Consider the following 18,647-nt stretch of genomic DNA (forward strand, 5'->3'; position numbering starts at 1 on the left):
TATACTTAAGTTTGAACTAATGAATATACAAATTATAAACGGCCCAAATTTAAACTTACTGGGCGTTCGCGAAAAATCAATTTACGGCGACAGCAGCTTTGAAACCTATTTAACCGAACTGCAAAACCGTTATCCAAACCTAAACATTACTTATTACCAAAGTAACGTTGAAGGAGAAATTATAAATAAAATACACGAAGTAGGATTCACTTACGATGGCATAGTGCTAAACGCAGGCGCTTACACCCATACTTCGGTTGCCATTGCCGATGCTATTGCAGGCGTAAAAACCCCGGTTATCGAGGTACATATATCCAACGTATACAAACGCGAAGAATTTAGGCACCATAGCATGCTTGCCGCCAGCTGCAAGGGCGTTATTGCAGGCTTCGGAATGGACAGTTACCGTTTAGCTATTGAAAATTTGATAGTTAAATAACTATATTTCATTTATTTAAAACGCTTTTGGGTATTTAGCGTTATGGTATCACTTACCCTTGCCAGATGCACAACGTATTCAAATATATTGTATTAATAACTGCCGCTTACTTTATCACTTCCGGGCGCGGCTATGCGCAGGACGACAATTCCGAATCACGGTCATTAAACAAGAAACAGCGCAAGGCCATGCACTCGCGCGATTCTGTATTGCGCAGCTTTAATAAAGCCGATACTTCTGTAAACTCGCAGCTGCAAAAGCTGGAGCAGTACAGCATTACCTTTAATTTAATAAAAAATAACCTTGCTGCCGGCCTGGATACCGCCGACATAACCGCGAAAGTTCCCTCTACCCTAAGGCGGATCAATAAAATAAAGGAACAGGCCAATACCCATAAATCAAGCACGCTGCGTTATTTGTTTGTTGTACGGGATAACCTTGACCACATACAGGGACGACTGGAAGGCTGGCAGGACGACCTGGACGCGGTTGATGATAAGTTGATCCAAAACCAAAACGACCTGTTAAAATTCACTAAGGATTCACTCATACTCACAACAATACCTACCGACAGTGTTTTACGCAAAACATTTTTCGACCGCCGGAAAGAGGTGATCCTGTCATGGATAACAGCCGATTCGGCTAACCGTAAAAATCTGTTTAAAATTAACCTGCTGCAAAACCGTGTGGCCATAGCCTACTCTAATGCATTAGATGAAACCGACCAGATAGATTCGAAAGTTAAACGATTTGCCCAGCGTGCCTTGGAAGGCGAATTTGGGCCGATCTGGGATATCGATCCGCAGTATAACAATATCAAAACATCGGTACAGGGGACAGTTGACCTGAACAGCACGCAGCTGTACTACTTTATCCGCAAGGAGACCGCCACGCATTTTATAAGCCTGATTTTTTTGGTGATATTAATTAGTTGGGTATTATACAATCGCCAAAAAATAAAACGCGAGCATGAGGACCCCGAACTGATTTTTACCCAGGCCAATTATATTTATAAATACCCGGTTATAGCCACATTATTGGTGCCCGTTGTTATCATACCTTATTTTTATGACCACCCGCCGGTTATATTTTTAGAGTGCTTTTTCCTTACCTCGCTGATATTGGTGTTGATGCTGGTAGAACGCACGCTGCATGCAAACCTTTTCAATACTTTGCGAAACTTATTTTTTCTTACCATAGTTTACAGCGCCAGTAATTTGCTGATACAGATCACTAACCTTGACCGTTTTATCATTTTGTTTTTAGCGGCGGCATGCGTAGGGATAGCTTACAACTTTAACAAAAAAGTAACGCTTACCCCTGCTGATTATCCAAAAAATACCGGCCCTATATTACGCGTATTTATGGGTTTGCAAATGCTGGCTTTAATATGCGATATATCCGGCAGGTTTAGCTTAGCCAAAATAATAAGCATAACCGCAACCTACAATTTATGGCTTTTGGTGAGCCTGCATTACGTAGTCGAGATCATCAGCCAGGAGCTGCTGCTGCAATTTCACTCTAAAAAAGGTGAGGATAGCCTGGTTAGCTGGATAGATTACGCGCTGCTACACACAAAAATCAGGAAGATATTAAATGTACTTGCAGGCCTGCTTTGGCTGTTCTTCCTGTTCCAGAACTTAAATATTGATGATACCGCAACCGATTATATCACCGGAGTTTTATCCCAAAAGCATACTGTTGGCGGTGCACAGTTTACCTTTAGTGGTTTTGTGGTATTTATAGCGGTAATCTGGATATCATCTGTATTGTCAAAAATCATCAGTTATTTTTATGACATCTCGGCACAACGGTCAACCGAGATCGACGCGCTTAAAAAGAAAAACCGCACCTCCACCCTGCTCATCAGGATCGGGGTATTTACCGTGGGCTTTTTCCTGGCGGTGTTTGCTTCTAATTTTCCGCTGGATAAAATAACCATCATCATTAGCGCATTTGGTATTGGTATCGGATTTGGTTTACAGAACATTGTGAATAACCTGGTATCAGGCTTGATCCTGGCTTTTGAGAAACCGGTACAGATCGGCGACATTATCGAGGTTGATAACCGCTCGGGCACTATCCAGGAAATAGGCATCCGCGCTAGTAAAATAGCTACCAGCGATGGCGCCGAGGTTATTATCCCTAACGGTGATTTGATATCGCACCACGTAATTAACTGGACATTGAGCAACAACAACCGACGGATAGAACTGATAGTAAGCGTAAAATACGGTACCGAAATTGAGAAAGTTAAGAACCTGCTGCTTGACTTGATGAATGCCGTGAAGATATCATGACCGAACCAAAACCATTGGTATTTCTTCATAACCTTACCGGTAATTCAGTTGATTTCAGGGTACTGTTTTGGGCCGAGGACATTAGTCATTGGTTGGAATTAAAAACATATGTACTGAGTGATATCTTCACTGTATTTGAAAAAGAAGGGATCAAAATGTCAACCACCACCCAGGATTTGAACCTGAACCTACCGGAAGGAAAAGCTTTAAACATTGATGACCTGAGCCCTCCTGATCAAGCTGGGACAAAACCGTAAAATGCAGCAGGGTTAATAGAATCTTCGCGGGTCCAGGTCGGTAAATTTCCGTAGCTTTTTAATAAAGAAAGCCCACATAATGCTGCCGTGGTACATACCCGTAAGCCTTGGATTATATTTTTTTAGATGCGTACTTGACGCATGGCTACCATTTTCAAAGATATGCCGGATAAAGTATTGGTGCGCACGGCTAACTGCCCAGGCATCTTTGCGCTTGCCTTCGGTTAAAAAGCGAAGCAGTGCAGCAAAATCTAATACATAACGGAAGCCAAGCACAATAAAAGCTTTCCAAAACGGCAGGTTCTTTTTTATAAGCAGCAGGTTATTCCTGAAGTTTAAATAGGTTTTAAACGGGTTTTCAGCAGTAAGTGTGCCGCCGCCTAAATGGAAGATCTCTGACTGCGCGCAATACATCACTTTATATCCGCCGTTCTTTAACCGCCAGCAAAGGTCAATTTCTTCCATGTGTGCGAAAAATTGCTCGTCAAATCCTTCGGCTTCGTCCCAGTATTTCTTTTTGATGAACATCGACGCGCCCGATGCCCAGAATATCTCGCCCGATTGCTCGTACTGGCCATTATCCTGCTCTGTCTCATTTACTATCCGGCCACGGCAAAACGGGTAGCCAAAACTATCAATAAAGCCACCGGCCGCGCCGGCATGCTCAAAGTAGTTTTTTTGATTATAGGATTTTATTTTAGGCGCGGCAACAGCAATAAGCGGGTCGCTTTCCATTAATGTTATTACAGGCTCTATCCAGCCGGGATGTACCTCAACGTCCGAGTTTAGCAGGATGTAATAATCAGCCTCAACCTGGGCCAGCACCCGGTTATAACCGCCTGTAAAGCCGTAATTCGCATCGTTTTGAATGATACGAATATTTGGATAGGTGGTTTGAATAAATTCGACAGAACCATCCACAGATGCATTATCACCCACGACAATATCCAGGTTGGGCCAGGTAGATGTTAATACCGACGGCAGGAACTGGCGCAGGTGTTTTAATCCGTTCCAATTTAAAATTACTATAGCAACCTTAGGGTGGTTATTCATTAATTAGCATCCTCCGGTTTAAATTTCCACCTTCGGTGCGACCATAGCCAATATTGCGGCTCGCGTTTTATCATCCCTTCCAAATATTTAACATGCGCCTCGGTTATTTCGTGCTCGGCGCTTTCTTTTGCATTTTCAACCAAAGGTACAATTGTGTAAGTATAATATCCACGTTTAACCCGCTTCATATCATAAAATATTACTGCCGAGTCTATCAACTTCGCTATTTTCTCTATACCTTGAAATACAGCGGTAGGTTGATTCAAAAATTGAGTAAAGTAGTTTTTTTGTTCGCGTATAGGGGTTTGGTCGCCGGCAAAAACGGTTACCGTAAATTCATTTTTATGGGCAATCATCGTACGTAGCGTTTGCTTCATGGCCACCGCTACAGCGCCAAAACGGGTGCGTACTTTAATAAAAAAGTTATCAAACACATCGCTGGTTAAAGGTTTATAGATCATAAACAAGCGGGTATTAATGCTAAACTCTGTGCCTGCCCATTCCCAGTTGCAGTAATGCCCCGCAACCGCCGTAACACTTTTACCTGCTGCCTGGTAATTTGCAACAACTTGGGGGTTAGTACATACTAAACGGCGCTGCAGTTCTGCCTTTGATATACTGATCATTTTTACCGTTTCAACTATCAGGTCGGCAAGGTACCTGAAGTATTTTTTTTCAATATCGGCACGTTCGGCGGCTGATTTTTCGGGGAAAGCATTTTGCAGGTTTTCCTGCACTACTTTACGGCGATAGCCAACCAGGTAGTATAAACCGAAGAATAAAAAATCGGATATTACGTATAATAACCAAAAGGGTAGCAAAGAAACCAGGTACAAAAAGAATATACCTAACCTTGAAAGCCCTTTATTTATCATTATTTTCGCTGCGTATTATCTGCAAACATAACAAAATATATGATCGAAAAAGGCGCTGTGTTACCCATGCTTTATCTTCCGCCTGTAGCTTATTTTACAAAGCTTAATGCTTACAAGCCTGATATACTGATAGAAAGCCAGGAACATTTCCCTAAACAAACCTATCGTAACCGTGCAAATATCTATTCGCCCGATGGGATGTTAACGCTTACCGTGCCTGTGGTTAAAGGCTCAAAAATGCATACCAATATAAAGGATGTAAAAATAAGCTACGATTTTAAATGGCAGCGCCTGCATTGGATGAGCCTGGAAACCTGTTATCGCGGGTCGGCTTATTTTGAATATTATGAGGATGACTTTGCCCCTTTTTATCAAAAGCACTTTGCATACCTGTTTGATTATAATGAGCAGCTTTTACAAATGCTGTTAAAGTTTATCAAGATCAATTTGCCCCTGCAATACACCGAAACCTATGCCGCCGGTTATCCGGGCTTAAATGATTATCGCGATAGCATCACTCCGAAAAAGGAATTTGATTTTGAACAAAAACCTTACTTCCAGGTTTTTGATGAGCGGAACGGGTTCATCAAAAATTTAAGTATCATTGATCTGCTGTTTAACCAGGGGCCGCAAACCATAAATTATTTATAATGGGTCATTTAAAAAGAGTACGCTATAAAAATAGCACCCGCAAGGTGGGTGAGCGCCCCGGCATGATCAACGTCCCCGACGATGCGGTTAAGCCAATTATTAAGGTTTACTCTTATAATGAGCACGAACTGATTACCGATGAGGGCCACGATATGAAAGTGGTGCTTGATCAGCTCAAAAAATGCACGGACCATACCCACTGGATCCAGGTAAAAGGCTTGGGCGATGCCAAACTGATAGCTGATATTGGCACCCATCTAAAGGTACATTCGCTGGTGTTAGAGGACATTGTTAATACCCACCAGCGCCCAAAATTTGATGAATACGATGATTATGTTTTTAGCGTAAGCCGGCAAATTTATTTTAATAAAGAGGGAGAGCTGTGTAATTACCAGTTTTCTACGCTGGTAAAAAAAAATCTCATTATTAGTTTTGAAGAAACCCATGCCGAACATTTTGAAGCAGTAAAAGCACGCCTGTCAGCCGGTAAAGGCGCCATACGCACGGCGGGTCCTGGCTATATGTGTTATGCCTTGTCTGACACGATTATAGATACATACTTTGTATTATTAGCCAAACTTGGCGATGAGCTGGATGCTATAGAGGACCGCCTGTATGCCAACGCGGATAAAACCATCATGTACGATGCCCAACAGCTAAAACGCACGCTCATCATCCTAAGGCGTATAACCTGGCCTGAACGCGATAAGATAAATGACATTTTGCGTACTGAAAACCCACTGGTAACCGCCGAGGTTAAAATGTTTTTACGCGATGCTTATGACCATTGCATACAGGTAATGGACCTGATAGAAAACTACAAGGAGATTGCCAACAGCGTTATCGACCTATACCTATCCATGGTGAGCAACCGCATGAACGAGATCATGAAAGTGCTGACTATCATTTCTGTTATATTTATCCCCCTGACATTTGTGGCGGGTATTTATGGGATGAATTTCTCGCGGGTTGACCCTATTACCAACAAACAAATGCCTGATAATATGCCCGAGCTATATTCGCCGCAGGGGTATTATTACGCGCTTGGCGGTATGTTATTGATAGGGTTAATTCAAGTAGTGGTTTTCTGGAAAAAGGGCTGGTTTACTAAATTATAGCTTAATCGGGTACATACTCTAAAGGCAGCTGATCGCCCACTCTTTGGCGGCCCCAAAAATTTTGTATCAGCTTATCTTTATAATCAGAGTAGCTCCCTCTTTTATCTACCTTTGTGTCCGTGTCCAATTTAAATATCGATCCGGTATTATCCAGGTAATCCATTAATATAGTACTTACGCTGCTCCTGTCTTCTTTAGCTGCCTTTTTCTTATCATAAAGTACATAAAACCTTGCGCTTACCTTAAAGCTGAAAAAATTACTATCGGGTCGCCTTATCATTTGTTCGGCATAGATGGGTATTGACTCAATTGACAAGGGTAAAAAAGGACTGGTAATTTTATAAACAAGGAAACCCTCTTTACGCGACGTGCCGGCATATAATGACCGTAAATAATGCATCAATGATCCCTCATAAGCCGCCCTGCGATTTTTCGTCCATAACTTTTGCTGTTCTTCCGTTCCGGTTAATGGTTCAAATACACTGTCTCCATCGTATAGTGTTACGCCTGTAGCGTTATTGTCGCTAAATTTCTTTAGCAGGTACTTTACCCGGTAGCCTAAATTAGGATTTTCGATGATCAAAAAATCTGATGATGTTGCCTGCAACACGCCTTTGTAGGTGGTAAACTCTATCACATCCGGGTTAAGTATTTTGCAGGCTTTGGCATTACGTGTTTCGCCCATAAAATAGGTAACAAACCTTTTAAAATGTTTTTCCCGCGCACCTTTATCGCCAATTACAACTTCATCTAATACAATTTGCTTATAGCCAAGTATCAGGTTAAGGCTTTCTGATTTATTTTGAACGATAATGTTTTGTTTTGCCGATGTATAGCCTATCATAGTTATCACCACCTGGTAAGTACCGGGGCTAATGCCATTAAATCTAAACGCTCCCTGTGCATTTGTAGCCACCACTTTTTCTGATCCTGCTAAAAACACCGTAGCCGATTCCATCAACTCCCCGTTTCCATTTTTAACTGTACCGCTAATGCTGTAGGTGCCTTGCGCATAAATATTTAATTGAAGCAGAATGAACACTAATAATGCAAGGATGTTTTTCATTTTAATCATTTGGAATAATCAGGCTTATATTCAAAAGGTAATAGGTTGGCTATTCGCTGGCTTGCCCAATAACCACGATAATGGTACTTTTTGGAGGCGATACTCCCCCTGCTATCAACTTTACCTACAACCAATATCAGGCTACCCTTGTTACCAAGGCTAAAAATTAGTTTTTTAGGTTTCCCATCGTCGGCTTCGTCGGGCTTGTCGGCTTTTTCTTTATCGTAAGCTATATTAACCCAGGGCTCCAGTTTTATATTAACATAGTTGCTATCCGTGCGTTGTACCATTTGTTCTACATCAGCAGGCGTACGTTCAACTGATGCAAATACTCCTTTATCAGGGATACTTTTGTATAATAAAAATCCTTCCTGGCGGGTAGTACCGGTATAAACTGATCTGTAAAAGTGCATTAAAGATCCATAGTAGGTTCGTTTTCGATTCTCTGCCCAAAAATATTCCTGCGCTGGCGACCCTTCCATCGGTTCAAAAATGTAGTCGCCATCATAATAAGTACTATTCTTATCATACCATTGCACAAATGCTTTAAGCAGGTATTTCACCCTATAGCCCAACACCTTATTCTCTATGATCAAAAAATCTGATGTGGTGGCCGTTAACGCCGTATCTGTATCAACAAAATCAATAATTTCAGGATTAAGTATTTTATAACGATCAGGGTTATAGCTTGGCCCCATAAAATACTTATAGAAGAAATTCATGTTCCTTTTCGACTGTTTTTTGACAGCAATAACCACCTCCTTTAAAGCTATTTCCTTATCAGCAAGGGTTAGGTTGAGCATTTCTGGGCCATTGTTTAAAGTGATATCCTGCTTTACAGAATTGTAACCCAACATATTTACCACCACCTGGTAGTTACCGGGAATAACATTTTTAAAACTAAAGCTACCATCGGCATTAGTCATTGTCATTTTTTGTGTACCGGTAATAAATACTGTGGCCGACTGGATCTTTTCGCCTTTGGTGTTTTTTACAGTTCCGCTAATAGTATAGGTAGCCTGCGCCGCCACATCGATCCGAAGAATTAAAACAGTTAACAGCGCCAGGAAATATTTCATTATTGTGTTCAGGCTTTTTGGTTTATAGCGTGAAGATAAAAACATTAAACAAACATTAACAAATCCAGGTAAAGAAAAAAGCCACCTTACTTTATGAGCAAGATGGCTTTAAGTTAATTTATACCTTTTATTTCTGAAACTCAGGTTTTAAAAACGCTTTTTCCATAGCGCGCATTTTCATAACCTTTGGCGCAGAAACCGACTGGATGTAGCCTGCTGACGGATGTGCCCGGTAATATCCCTGGTGATAACGCTCTGCAGCATAAAATACGGTGAACGGTACAACCTGTGTAACTATGCTCCCATTGTAATGCTTTGACGCGTTGATGAATTTGATCAGGCTTTGCAACGTAGCTTTTTCTTCGGGTGTGCGGTAAAACGCTATCGAACGGTAATCGGTACCCTCATCAGGTCCCTGGTAATTTAGCTCGGTTGGGTTATGTGCGTAAAAGAAAGCCTCGGCCAGTTTTTCATAGCTGATAACTTTAGGATCATAATAAACCTGCACAACTTCGGCGTGGCCGGTAGTGCGGGTGCAAACATCCTCGTACGTCGGGTTTTTAGTAGTGCCCCCGGCAAAACCAGATACCACCTGGTCTACCCCCTTTAATTCAGACAAAGCCTCGCTCATCGCCCAAAAACAGCCGCCGCCAAATGTGGCTACGGCCTGGCCGGCTTTTGGTTTTGGCACGTTTACAATATCCATGTCGCCGGGGCGGTTTTGGCCATTAGCGCAGCCAAATATGGCAAGGCTAAATAAAATATACAGCATTGAATTTTTCATGATCTATTTCAGTTTTAACAAATATACGTAGCCAGCTGCCCCGCGGTTGGTCATACCCGGGTCATTTGCTTTGGGTATTCAAAATACTTTTAACTTTAAGCAGGATGCTATTCAGGCCATTAGTCTTTATCTCGAACGTGGTGGATAGCATCATACCCATTTTACCCGGCGGGAAACCTTTGCTTTTCATCCATTCAAGGTAATATGCAGGCAGATCGCATATTAGCGTTCCCTTGTATTTACCAAAAGGCATACGGGTTTTAACAATATCTATTAATATTTGAGTATCGGGCTTTACTGGCTCCATGTGGGTAAAGATATAAAAACACAAGTCCAAAATTGCTGTTTCATTAATTATGGAACAAGAATTTAACGCTACCCTAACCGGTACAGATGGCCCGGTTAATGGGGTAATAAAACATGTAACCCACGGCGGGTATAAAAACGCCTACCGGTTTGATGCTATTGATGACACCCTGCATTTAATTATAGCACCCGACCAAAACGGAAACTGGCATAAAATTGCAGGTACAGAACCTTATCTTTTTGGCTGGGTTGATGAAATGGCCGAACAAATAGCGAAATTGCAGGCTTAATGCCTCACCTAAATCCTCTCCAAAGGGAGGATTTACGATGCAAGGCTTATTATAAAAACATATAACTATTAAAAAAATAGCCCCTAACTTTAGGAGAGGGGTTGGGGTAAGGCAATGAATAAAAGGGAATTAGGCCAATCGGGCATTATGGTGAGCCCGTTTTGTTTTGGCGGTAATGTGTTTGGCTGGACGGTTGATGAAAAACAATCCTTCGGGTTATTAGACGCTTTTATAGACTCAGGACTTGAATTTATTGATACGGCCGATGTTTATTCTAAATGGGTGCCGGGTAATAAAGGCGGCGAATCTGAAACCATTATCGGCAACTGGTTAAAAATATCAGGCAAGCGTGATAAGGTTATTATTGCTACCAAGGTGGGCAAGCCGATGGGCGAAGGCAAACAAGGGCTTTCAAGAGCTTATATTACCAAAGCTGTTGAAGATTCGTTAAAGCGTTTACAAACCAATTATATCGACCTCTATCAGTCGCATGATGATGATAAGAGCACACTATTTGAAGAAACCTTAGCCACTTATACCGACCTGATAAAACAGGGCAAGGTTAGGGCCGTTGGCGCATCAAACTATAACGCAACGCGCCTTAAAGAGGCCCTGGAAATAAGCAAGACCAACGGACTTGCCCGCTATGAAACCCTGCAACCAGAATACAATTTATATGACCGCGAAGGGTACGAAAAAGACTTAGAGCCACTGTGCGTTGAAAACAATATTGGGGTGATAACCTTTTACTCGCTTGCCAGCGGATTTTTAAGCGGCAAGTACCGCTCGGAAGCCGACCTTTCAAAAAGCGCGCGGGGCGGCGGCGTTAAAAAGTATTTAAATCCGCGCGGGTTTAAAATTTTAGCCGCGCTTGATGAGGTGGCCGCCCAATACAAAACTACGCCCTCAAGTGTAGCTATTGCCTGGGTAATTGCACGGCCGGGTATTACTGCCCCTATCGCCAGCGCGACATCGATTAAGCAATTGCATGATACTACACAGGCGGTGCATTTAAATTTGAGTGCTGAAGCCATTACATTGTTGGATGAGGCAAGCGGTTATTAAGAAATAAAAAAGCCACCTTTCGGTGGCTTTTTTATTATATATATGATGGAGGAAATTATATTAGAACCTTCTCTGACCATTTTGGCCGCCATTGTAAGCGAAATGATCGCCTTGGTTTACACTACCTCTTTGTTGGCCGCCACCGTTTTGACGAGATGGCTGATTTTGCTGCGGCTGAGCATTTGGTTGTGGTTGTTGATTATAACCACCTCGTCCTCTGCCACCTTGTTGCTGGCCATTATTATTGCTTCTTGATGGCTGGCTTTGTTGCGGTTGCTGAGAAGGTTGATTATAACCACCTTGGTTGCGATTTGGTTGAGCGGGCTGGTTATAGTTTCCCTGTCCACGGTCATTTCTATCATCCCTTCTGTTTCCATTATCCCGGCCGCGGTTATCCGCATGTTCTGCACCGCGGTTATCGTTAGGTCTTACAAAGCGTGGGCCGTCTTCTCTGCGGTCGTTACGGTTATCAAACCTGTCATCCCTACGGTTGTCGAAACGATCATCTCTGCGGTTCCAGTCACGAGCATTACCTTTATATTTTTCGCGATACACATCTGCGTTTAAATATGGTCGGTGTGCACGCACTTCGTAACGGCGGGCGGTTCTCCAATCGTAATTACGATATTCGCCGGGTAAGTATGCGTTTGATACCCATCTTCCGCCGTCATTATAGTAATATACATTTTCGTATGGGCTGTAGTAAGCATCAACCTCCGGCATATAATAATACTGATCGGCATTACTATAACTAACCGCTACTGATGGTGTTACCAATGCTGCTTCTATAACCGGTCGGCCTCCGCCTAAATGTAATCCTATTTGTAATAATTGTGCATTTGCGTTGCTATAAAATAAACCACTTAATGCTATTGCTGATATTATAGTTATCTTTTTCATGTTCTTTGTTTTTGTATACATCTATGACGATAAATACTTAACAGGGTTTAATCAATTGTTTAAATAACGTTATAATATAAAACCGTACAATGTAAATTATATAGAATTAAATTCTTATTTATAACAATAAATCAGAATTTAATTCTTAACAAATAAGATTTGAACGGATTCTGAAAGCCCTCCTAATATTAAATTTGGTTATCAGCAGTAAATATTATTATGTTATTTTTGGGGATAACTTAACAAGACATATGAAAAGTAAAAAAATATTCTCGCTGATGCTGCCTATGGCCGCAGTATTAGCGATTGTAGTATTAAATGCTGCAAAAAACAAACCTGCTGATGCCGGCCTAACACTTCCGGCAGGATTTACAGCAACAGTAATTGCCGATAACCTGGGCAGTGCACGACACTTAGTGGTTACCCCCCAGCATGACATTTTTATACATATGGCCAGCACGCGCAAATCAAAAGGTATACTGGTATTACATGAAGAAAATGACCAGGCAACCGTAAAAACAAGTTTTGGCGATTATGGCGGTACCGGCATCGCGGTTAAGGATGGCTATTTATATGCATCGTCAAAAAACTCGGTGTTCCGTTATAAACTGAACGCGCAAAACGAGGTAATTGATCCGGACAAACCCGAAACCGTTGTAAGAGGCTTAGTGGAGATAGACCATCATCAACCAAAAGCGCTTACTTTAGATAACGATGGCAACATATATGTAAACATAGGTGCGCCAAGCAATATCTGCGAAGAGTATGATAAAAAACATACGGGCTGCCCTATTTTAGATTCGACTGCCGGTATCTGGCAGTTTAAAGCTAATAAGCTTAACCAAAGCTATCCTGAGAGTGTGCATTATGCGTCGGGCTTACGTAACGTAGTTGGTATTTTCTGGAACCAACAGCTTAACCAGTTATTTGTAACTCAGCATGGGCGCGATGCCTTACATGATCTTTATCCAAAATTATATACTGCCCAACAATCTGCCGAGTTACCTTCGGAATGTTTATTCGCGCTTAAAAAAGGTGATAACGCTGGTTGGCCATACATTTATTACGATTGGCAAAAACAAAAAAATATATTAGGACCAGAATATGGCGGCGATGGCCAAAAGGAAGCCGACCCTAAATATATCAAACCAGTAGTAGGTTTCCCGGGACATTATGCACCTGATGGTTTGTTGTTTTATACCGGCAATCAATTTCCTGCCAAATATAAAAATGGTGCATTCATTGCTTTTCATGGTTCATGGAACCGCGCACCGCTACCGCAAGCTGGTTATTTTGTAGTATTTCAGCCGTTTAAAAATGGCAAACCCGATGGTAAATGGGAAGTATTTGCTGATGGGTTTGCAGGTACAAAGGAGCAAAAGGAATCAGGCCGTGCAGTACACCGTCCATGTGGTTTAGCACAAGGACCCGATGGTTCTATTTATGTAACCGATGATAACAAAGGCACGCTGTATAAGATCAGCTACAAAAATTAACTGCTTTTACAGCAAAAACAAAAGCGCCGTTTTGAAAACATCAAAACGGCGCTTTTTCTATTTACGCAGCGAGTGCCGTATTTACTTTCACCACCTCTATAAGGAAATTATTCTTTAATTCTTTTTCGGCCACTACAACGGCAAAGTCGTCATAACGCACACCGTTATCTACCGGGTATACCGTATAGCCGCGTTTGTTAGCGTCGTATTCGCCAAGCTCAAACATTTCGTCCTGTTTTTTGCCTTTGATCTTTGCACCACTCACCAGTTGGTACGCATCAAATATATTTTGGAAGTTATTATTGTTCATCATAGTGATTGGTTGATTACAATAAGTTTGCCAAAAATTTATCAGAAAAAATGGGTGTCATGCTAAGGCACTCGAAGCATGCGGGTAAAGGCCTTTACGCATACCCTTCGAGTGCCTCAGGGTGACACCCTTGCTTCGTTACATTATTATCCAAACCACTCAAACAAATCATTCTGCTTCAGTGCCTTCTTATTTTGGGTATCGATATCTTTAATAATCACCCCCTCGCCCATTTGGATAATGCGAGTTCCATAATTGTAGGCATCTTTTAAATTATGGGTGACTAAAATTGTGGTCAGTTTAAAATCTTTGGCCAGTTTATCGGCGGTGCGCATCACTATTTCTGCCGATCTTGGGTCGAGGGCGGCGGTAGGTTCATCAAGTAATAAGATCTTGCAATCGTCCATAACGCTCATTAATAGCGTTAAAGCCTGGCGCTGTCCGCCTGACAGCGTACCCATGGGCTGTTCTATTTTATTTTCGAGGCTAAGGCCCAGCATGGAAATTTTTTGCTTTACATCGCTTTTAAACGCGTCGTTAACGCCAATAGTTAACCCCTTGGGTCTGGTGCGGATGGCCGCCAGGCGGAAATTATCCAAAATGCTTAATTCGGATGCTGTGCCACTCATCGGGTTTTGAAAAACACGGGCTATCCATTTGCTGCGTTGGTAATCGGCCAGTTTGGTAACATCATCGTTATCAATACTGATACTGCCGGATGTTGGCAGGATGCTTCCAGAGATCAAATTTAACAACGTTGTTTTCCCCGAACCGTTAGAACCAACAATCACCATAAATTCCCCATCAGCAATAGTTAGGTCGATACCGTTAACGGCGTTCACCTTGTTGCCTTTGTTAAAGGTTTTGTAGATGTTGGTTATTGTGATCATAGCACTACAAATTTAAACAAATAAAAAAGGCTTATACCGTTAGATATAAGCCTTTTTATAAAGATTGAAATATTATATACTCACCTTATCCTTAACATACTTAGCACTCTCTGCTATACTTACGTATGGGTCGATATTGATATAGTTTTCCTGCTCAATAATAAAGTGTTTTACACCGCCTTGTTTTGCTTTGCTTAAGATCTTAACATAATCAATTGTACCTTTACCTATTTCGGTATTTAAGTTTGATTTGGTTTTGTCCATGTCTTTAACGTGTACAAACTCAAAACGGCCGGGATGTTTAGCAAACAAGTCAAGAGGATCTTTACCCGAACGTACCACCCAGTAAATATCCATTTCCATAGCCACCAATTTAGGGTCGGTGTTATCAATAACGGTATCATAAAAAGTAGTGCCGCCAATTGGCCTCCACTCGAAGTTGTGGTTATGGTAACCTAATTTTAAGCCTTCTTTTTTCAATATCTCGGCCGCTTTATTCATTTTATCAGCAACAGCTTTACACTCGTCAACCGTTTTAATAAACTCGCCGTTTATAGACGGGATAATAATATGCGATTGTCCGGTAGCGTGAGCTGCTTCAATATATGCCTCTAAGTTTTCTGTTTTGCCCGAACCTAAGTACTGGTTCATATCATAATGCGCGCTTGGCGTAGTTAAGCCATTTGCTTTTAACAAGTCGCTGAACGCTTTAGGCTCTAATCCCCAGAAACCGTCTTTTTTGCTGTAACCATAAGGCTCAACTTCTTTATAACCGGCTGCTGCAACTTTGGCAATAACGCCGCTTACATCTTTAGGTAACTGGTCGCGCAGGCTATATAATTGCAGGCCCACATTTTTTATTGGTTTTGCCGATAGTAAATGCGGCGCTAACATTGCCCCTGCCGATAGCAGGCCAGCCTGCGTTAAGAACGTTCTTCTTGTTGTCATTGTAAATTAGTGTTTGTAATTAGTTGGCTAAAAATAGTAATATCTTATTATGATTTACTTTATAGACAAAAAAATAGCGATGGGTTTAAACCCATCGCTATTAATATTAATATCAAAAAATAAATTATGCGTCAATAGTAGTCTCGGCTTTGGTCTTATCGTTAAAGAACAACAGGAACAGCACCATTACAACAGCGGCAATACCTGCTGGTATCAACCATATCATGTGCCAATCGTGGCCCGCTGGTGTGTTATAAGCGTCAGATATCAAACCGGCAACATAGAAACCAATTAACATACCTACACCATAAGTAGCCAGAGTTATTACACCCTGCGCAGCACTTTTAATTTGCGGTCCAGCTTTCGAGTCGGTATAGATCTGGCCTGATACAAAGAAGAAATCATAACATACACCATGCAACGCGATACCTATGATCAGCAGGAAGCTTAACTCGCCGGAGTTGCCATAAGCAAACATCACATAACGTAAAGCCCAGGCAAGCATACCTACTAAAATTGTCCATTTAAACCCAAAACGTTTAAAGAAGATTGGCAGCGCCAATAAAAACGCCACTTCTGATACCTGACCGATGGTCATTTTACCGGTTGGGTTATCAACCTTTATTTCTGTTAAAAAGCTATTAGCATTTTGGTAATAAAATGCCAGTGGGATACAGATCAAAATCGATGCGATAAAAAACACCAGGAAGTTTTTATCCTTTAACATTTTAAGCGCATCTAAACCTAATACCTGTGATATGCCTACTTTTCCGGTAGAAGTTTTTGGCGGTGTAGCTGGTAATGTAAAACTGAACACCCCCAATATCACTGACGCAATACTTGACATTAAGAATGTATATTTTAAGAATCCTTTTGATACATTTTCTACAGCGTCCCAATGGAACAGGAAGCTAATGGCCAGGCCGGCAACTATCCAGCCTATGGTACCCCAAACCCGTATAGCCGAAAATTCTTTTTCGGGATCTTTCATCTGGCTAAATGAAACCGAGTTTACCAATGCCAGCGTTGGCATATATAATATCATGTATCCTAATACGTACGGATAGAATGCAGAAATATCAACAGCAGCATAACATTGATACATTAATACGGCGCCTATAATATGCAACACACCTAATATACGTTCGGCGTTAAAATACCGGTCGGCAATTAAGCCAACAATAAATGGTGCTATAATAGCTCCCCATGATTGTGTAGAATAAAGTGCCCCCGTTTGTGCGCCTGTAGCATGCAGGTTAGTGCCGGCAAATGGCCCCATGGTAACATACCATCCCCCCCAGATAAAAAACTGCAGGAACATCATTACTGATAGCTTAATTTTAATAGTTGTATTCATTATATAATTATAATTGGTTTAAAACAGATGGCTAAATGTAATAATATATGCGGATGATTTACCCGTTGTAACAAACAATTTAACTATAAAACAAAAATAGCGTCCCGAAATAATCGGGACGCTATTTAAATATGTTTAAAAGCGATTATAGCTGTACGGCAGCAGCATCCTTTTTACTTTTGCCTTTCATGTAAAGTACCAGACCGGCAAATGCTACTATTAATACCAATGGGATAACCAATGTGGCATTTAATACGCTTTTACCCGCAAGTGTGGTATCACTGCCAGCTTCTTTTTGGATTCTGTCGTAAAATCCGCCCATAAATATAGTATATATAGATACAGCAAACATCCCGGCTCCACCCATAAGGTTCAAACCTAAAGCGCCGGTCGCAGGCATATTTGTATTCACAAAACCAAGCATGGTTGGCCAGAAGAAACATACACCCATACCAAATACAATTGCGCCGCCAAAAACAGCTGTGCCATCCAAATGCCCAAGCATGTATAAACCTAAAGCTGCAAGAATAGCTGATATTAATAGAAGTGTTTGAGGAGTAACCGCTTTTAATACAGGTTTAGCGAAAGCTCGGCCTAAGAATACAACGCCATTACCTAATGTTAAAAGAAGTAATGCGTTTTGAGTTACATTTTTCAATAATACTTCTATCCATTGGCCGGTAAACAACTCTGTGATAGCAGTACCGAACATGCATATAAACATGAAGATGAACAACGGGTTCAACAATGCCTTGTACATACCAGCAGTTGATACACCAGATGCCACACGCTCTGTAACCGGGAAATCTAATTTCGAGAAAAGATAACCGTAAATAATAGTTGGTATAAGCATTACACCAACCTGCACTTGCCAGCTTAAGCCTAACTCCTTAAACAATAGTACAACTAACGTACCTATCACAATGCCCCCAGGAAACCATAAATGGAAGTGAGTTAGCTTTGTTACCTTGTTTTCCGTGTATAAAGACGCTACCAATGGGTTACATGCTGCTTCAACAGTACCGTTAGCTAAACCTATTAACAAAGTGGATATATATAGTGTCCAAAATCCACTGGCGAAAACAGTAAGTACGATACCTGCCAAGTGGAAAATAAAGGCCATTACTAACAGGCGTTTCATGCCGATAGCGTCAACTATGAACCCGCCGATAACTACAGCGATCGGAAAGCCGTAAAATGCGGTTGCTGTTATTTGCCCAAGTTGTTCCTTGTCTAAATTGAATTTTACTCCCAGGTCGCCCAGGATACCGGCACGGATACCGAATGATAATGATGTAACTAACAGGGACAAGCAACTTGCCCTAAATAGCTGTGTACGATTAATTTGCATTGCGTTTTTGTTTAAGTTTATAATTGGTTATATGAATATAGTTATTGGTTTATTAAGTTGCTTGTATGTAGTTGTTTATTTACAAACAAGCAGTTGGTGGCTTATACTTCTC

General features: G+C 41.4%; 20 protein-coding genes. 8 read left to right on the forward strand and 12 right to left on the reverse strand.

Annotation, left to right across the window (positions count from 1 at the left end):
* The first annotated feature begins 19 nt into the window (after positions 1-19).
* The 3 genes from aroQ (at position 20) to ABIB50_RS19500 (ending at position 2,996) form a co-directional block, all read left to right on the forward strand.
* A complete protein-coding gene (gene aroQ / locus ABIB50_RS19490; RefSeq protein ID WP_429382493.1) occupies positions 20-439 on the forward strand; it encodes a type II 3-dehydroquinate dehydratase in 420 nt (139 codons plus the stop codon).
* Positions 440-504: 65 nt separating this feature from the next.
* Entirely contained in the window at positions 505-2,739 is a 2,235-nt protein-coding gene (locus tag ABIB50_RS19495) for a mechanosensitive ion channel family protein (protein WP_429382494.1), read from the forward strand.
* Positions 2,736-2,996 carry a hypothetical protein gene (locus tag ABIB50_RS19500; protein WP_429382496.1) on the forward strand — a complete coding sequence of 87 codons (261 nt, stop codon included), beginning with the start codon at positions 2,736-2,738 and terminating at the stop codon, positions 2,994-2,996. Before ABIB50_RS19495 ends, ABIB50_RS19500 begins: the two co-directional genes overlap by 4 nt.
* Before the next feature lie 12 nt (positions 2,997-3,008).
* Here ABIB50_RS19500 and ABIB50_RS19505 read toward each other — a convergent pair whose 3' ends face one another.
* Together ABIB50_RS19505 and ABIB50_RS19510 are read right to left on the reverse strand one after the other, a co-directional pair.
* Positions 3,009-4,049 carry a glycosyltransferase family 2 protein gene (locus tag ABIB50_RS19505; RefSeq protein ID WP_429382498.1) on the reverse strand — a complete coding sequence of 347 codons (1,041 nt, stop codon included), beginning with the start codon at positions 4,047-4,049 and terminating at the stop codon, positions 3,009-3,011.
* A complete protein-coding gene (locus ABIB50_RS19510) occupies positions 4,049-4,924 on the reverse strand; it encodes a lysophospholipid acyltransferase family protein (protein WP_429382499.1) in 876 nt (291 codons plus the stop codon). Before ABIB50_RS19510 ends, ABIB50_RS19505 begins: the two co-directional genes overlap by 1 nt.
* Positions 4,925-4,963: 39 nt before the next feature.
* On the opposite strand from ABIB50_RS19510, the gene ABIB50_RS19515 reads away from it, so the two are divergent.
* Positions 4,964-5,575, forward strand: a complete 612-nt coding sequence (locus ABIB50_RS19515; RefSeq protein WP_429382501.1) for a WbqC family protein — start codon at positions 4,964-4,966, stop codon at positions 5,573-5,575.
* Positions 5,575-6,693, forward strand: a complete 1,119-nt coding sequence (corA, locus tag ABIB50_RS19520) for a magnesium/cobalt transporter CorA (protein ID WP_429382503.1) — start codon at positions 5,575-5,577, stop codon at positions 6,691-6,693. Before ABIB50_RS19515 ends, corA begins: the two co-directional genes overlap by 1 nt.
* Before the next feature lies 1 nt (position 6,694).
* Here corA and ABIB50_RS19525 read toward each other — a convergent pair whose 3' ends face one another.
* From ABIB50_RS19525 to ABIB50_RS19540, 4 genes are all read right to left on the reverse strand, one after another.
* Positions 6,695-7,759, reverse strand: a complete 1,065-nt coding sequence (locus tag ABIB50_RS19525) for a carboxypeptidase-like regulatory domain-containing protein (RefSeq protein ID WP_429382505.1) — start codon at positions 7,757-7,759, stop codon at positions 6,695-6,697.
* 5 nt (positions 7,760-7,764) lie between these two features.
* Complete coding sequence (locus ABIB50_RS19530; RefSeq protein WP_429382506.1) at positions 7,765-8,838, reverse strand: carboxypeptidase-like regulatory domain-containing protein; 1,074 nt, start codon at positions 8,836-8,838, stop codon at positions 7,765-7,767.
* Positions 8,839-8,965: 127 nt separating this feature from the next.
* On the reverse strand, positions 8,966-9,622 hold the full coding sequence (gene msrA, locus ABIB50_RS19535; protein ID WP_429382507.1) for a peptide-methionine (S)-S-oxide reductase MsrA: 657 nt from the start codon (positions 9,620-9,622) through the stop codon (positions 8,966-8,968).
* A 61-nt stretch (positions 9,623-9,683) separates the two neighbouring features.
* A complete protein-coding gene (locus tag ABIB50_RS19540; RefSeq protein ID WP_429382509.1) occupies positions 9,684-9,929 on the reverse strand; it encodes a DUF3820 family protein in 246 nt (81 codons plus the stop codon).
* Between the two features lie 49 nt (positions 9,930-9,978).
* Between ABIB50_RS19540 and ABIB50_RS19545 the strand changes: the two genes are divergently transcribed.
* Both ABIB50_RS19545 and ABIB50_RS19550 read left to right on the forward strand, forming a co-directional pair.
* Positions 9,979-10,218 (forward strand): hypothetical protein, encoded by a 240-nt coding sequence (locus ABIB50_RS19545; protein ID WP_429382511.1) that lies wholly within the window; start codon positions 9,979-9,981, stop codon positions 10,216-10,218.
* Between the two features lie 114 nt (positions 10,219-10,332).
* Positions 10,333-11,283: an aldo/keto reductase gene (locus ABIB50_RS19550; protein WP_429382512.1), complete on the forward strand. Its 951-nt coding sequence runs from the start codon at positions 10,333-10,335 to the stop codon at positions 11,281-11,283.
* 60 nt (positions 11,284-11,343) lie between these two features.
* Here the strand turns inward: ABIB50_RS19550 and ABIB50_RS19555 are convergent, their stop codons facing one another.
* Positions 11,344-12,183, reverse strand: coding sequence for a hypothetical protein (locus ABIB50_RS19555; protein WP_429382513.1), 840 nt, complete (start codon positions 12,181-12,183; stop codon positions 11,344-11,346).
* 251 nt (positions 12,184-12,434) lie between these two features.
* Here ABIB50_RS19555 and ABIB50_RS19560 point away from each other — a divergent pair, with 251 nt between their 5' ends.
* A complete protein-coding gene (locus ABIB50_RS19560; RefSeq protein WP_429382514.1) occupies positions 12,435-13,679 on the forward strand; it encodes a PQQ-dependent sugar dehydrogenase in 1,245 nt (414 codons plus the stop codon).
* Positions 13,680-13,740: 61 nt separating this feature from the next.
* Here the strand turns inward: ABIB50_RS19560 and ABIB50_RS19565 are convergent, their stop codons facing one another.
* The 5 genes from ABIB50_RS19565 to ABIB50_RS19585 form a co-directional block, all read right to left on the reverse strand.
* Positions 13,741-13,992 (reverse strand): hypothetical protein, encoded by a 252-nt coding sequence (locus ABIB50_RS19565; RefSeq protein ID WP_429382516.1) that lies wholly within the window; start codon positions 13,990-13,992, stop codon positions 13,741-13,743.
* 143 nt (positions 13,993-14,135) lie between these two features.
* A complete protein-coding gene (locus ABIB50_RS19570; RefSeq protein WP_429382518.1) occupies positions 14,136-14,879 on the reverse strand; it encodes an ABC transporter ATP-binding protein in 744 nt (247 codons plus the stop codon).
* 72 nt (positions 14,880-14,951) lie between these two features.
* Entirely contained in the window at positions 14,952-15,827 is an 876-nt protein-coding gene (locus tag ABIB50_RS19575) for a sugar phosphate isomerase/epimerase family protein (RefSeq protein WP_429382520.1), read from the reverse strand.
* A gap of 124 nt (positions 15,828-15,951) precedes the next feature.
* Positions 15,952-17,184, reverse strand: coding sequence for a nucleoside permease (locus ABIB50_RS19580; RefSeq protein WP_429382522.1), 1,233 nt, complete (start codon positions 17,182-17,184; stop codon positions 15,952-15,954).
* A 145-nt stretch (positions 17,185-17,329) separates the two neighbouring features.
* Positions 17,330-18,535, reverse strand: coding sequence for an MFS transporter (locus tag ABIB50_RS19585; RefSeq protein ID WP_429382523.1), 1,206 nt, complete (start codon positions 18,533-18,535; stop codon positions 17,330-17,332).
* Positions 18,536-18,647 lie beyond the last annotated feature (112 nt).

It is taken from the genome of Mucilaginibacter sp. UYCu711 (assembly GCF_050433825.1).
Lineage (GTDB): Bacteria > Bacteroidota > Bacteroidia > Sphingobacteriales > Sphingobacteriaceae > Mucilaginibacter.

Excerpts from the sequence above, each read along its gene's own strand:
- ABIB50_RS19530 (WP_429382506.1), bottom strand. The coding sequence starts at position 8,838 with ATGAAATATTTCCTGGCGCTGTTAACTGTTTTAATTCTTCGGATCGAT.
- ABIB50_RS19510 (WP_429382499.1), bottom strand. The coding sequence starts at position 4,924 with ATGATAAATAAAGGGCTTTCAAGGTTAGGTATATTCTTTTTGTACCTG.
- ABIB50_RS19555 (WP_429382513.1), bottom strand. The coding sequence starts at position 12,183 with ATGAAAAAGATAACTATAATATCAGCAATAGCATTAAGTGGTTTATTT.
- ABIB50_RS19545 (WP_429382511.1), top strand. The coding sequence starts at position 9,979 with ATGGAACAAGAATTTAACGCTACCCTAACCGGTACAGATGGCCCGGTT.
- ABIB50_RS19505 (WP_429382498.1), bottom strand. The coding sequence starts at position 4,049 with ATGAATAACCACCCTAAGGTTGCTATAGTAATTTTAAATTGGAACGGA.
- corA (WP_429382503.1), top strand. The coding sequence starts at position 5,575 with ATGGGTCATTTAAAAAGAGTACGCTATAAAAATAGCACCCGCAAGGTG.
- ABIB50_RS19560 (WP_429382514.1), top strand. The coding sequence starts at position 12,435 with ATGAAAAGTAAAAAAATATTCTCGCTGATGCTGCCTATGGCCGCAGTA.
- ABIB50_RS19495 (WP_429382494.1), top strand. The coding sequence starts at position 505 with ATGCACAACGTATTCAAATATATTGTATTAATAACTGCCGCTTACTTT.
- ABIB50_RS19575 (WP_429382520.1), bottom strand. The coding sequence starts at position 15,827 with ATGACAACAAGAAGAACGTTCTTAACGCAGGCTGGCCTGCTATCGGCA.
- ABIB50_RS19500 (WP_429382496.1), top strand. The coding sequence starts at position 2,736 with ATGACCGAACCAAAACCATTGGTATTTCTTCATAACCTTACCGGTAAT.
- ABIB50_RS19585 (WP_429382523.1), bottom strand. The coding sequence starts at position 18,535 with ATGCAAATTAATCGTACACAGCTATTTAGGGCAAGTTGCTTGTCCCTG.
- ABIB50_RS19580 (WP_429382522.1), bottom strand. The coding sequence starts at position 17,184 with ATGAATACAACTATTAAAATTAAGCTATCAGTAATGATGTTCCTGCAG.
- ABIB50_RS19550 (WP_429382512.1), top strand. The coding sequence starts at position 10,333 with ATGAATAAAAGGGAATTAGGCCAATCGGGCATTATGGTGAGCCCGTTT.
- ABIB50_RS19570 (WP_429382518.1), bottom strand. The coding sequence starts at position 14,879 with ATGATCACAATAACCAACATCTACAAAACCTTTAACAAAGGCAACAAG.
- ABIB50_RS19515 (WP_429382501.1), top strand. The coding sequence starts at position 4,964 with ATGATCGAAAAAGGCGCTGTGTTACCCATGCTTTATCTTCCGCCTGTA.
- msrA (WP_429382507.1), bottom strand. The coding sequence starts at position 9,622 with ATGAAAAATTCAATGCTGTATATTTTATTTAGCCTTGCCATATTTGGC.
- aroQ (WP_429382493.1), top strand. The coding sequence starts at position 20 with ATGAATATACAAATTATAAACGGCCCAAATTTAAACTTACTGGGCGTT.
- ABIB50_RS19525 (WP_429382505.1), bottom strand. The coding sequence starts at position 7,759 with ATGAAAAACATCCTTGCATTATTAGTGTTCATTCTGCTTCAATTAAAT.
- ABIB50_RS19540 (WP_429382509.1), bottom strand. The coding sequence starts at position 9,929 with ATGGAGCCAGTAAAGCCCGATACTCAAATATTAATAGATATTGTTAAA.
- ABIB50_RS19565 (WP_429382516.1), bottom strand. The coding sequence starts at position 13,992 with ATGATGAACAATAATAACTTCCAAAATATATTTGATGCGTACCAACTG.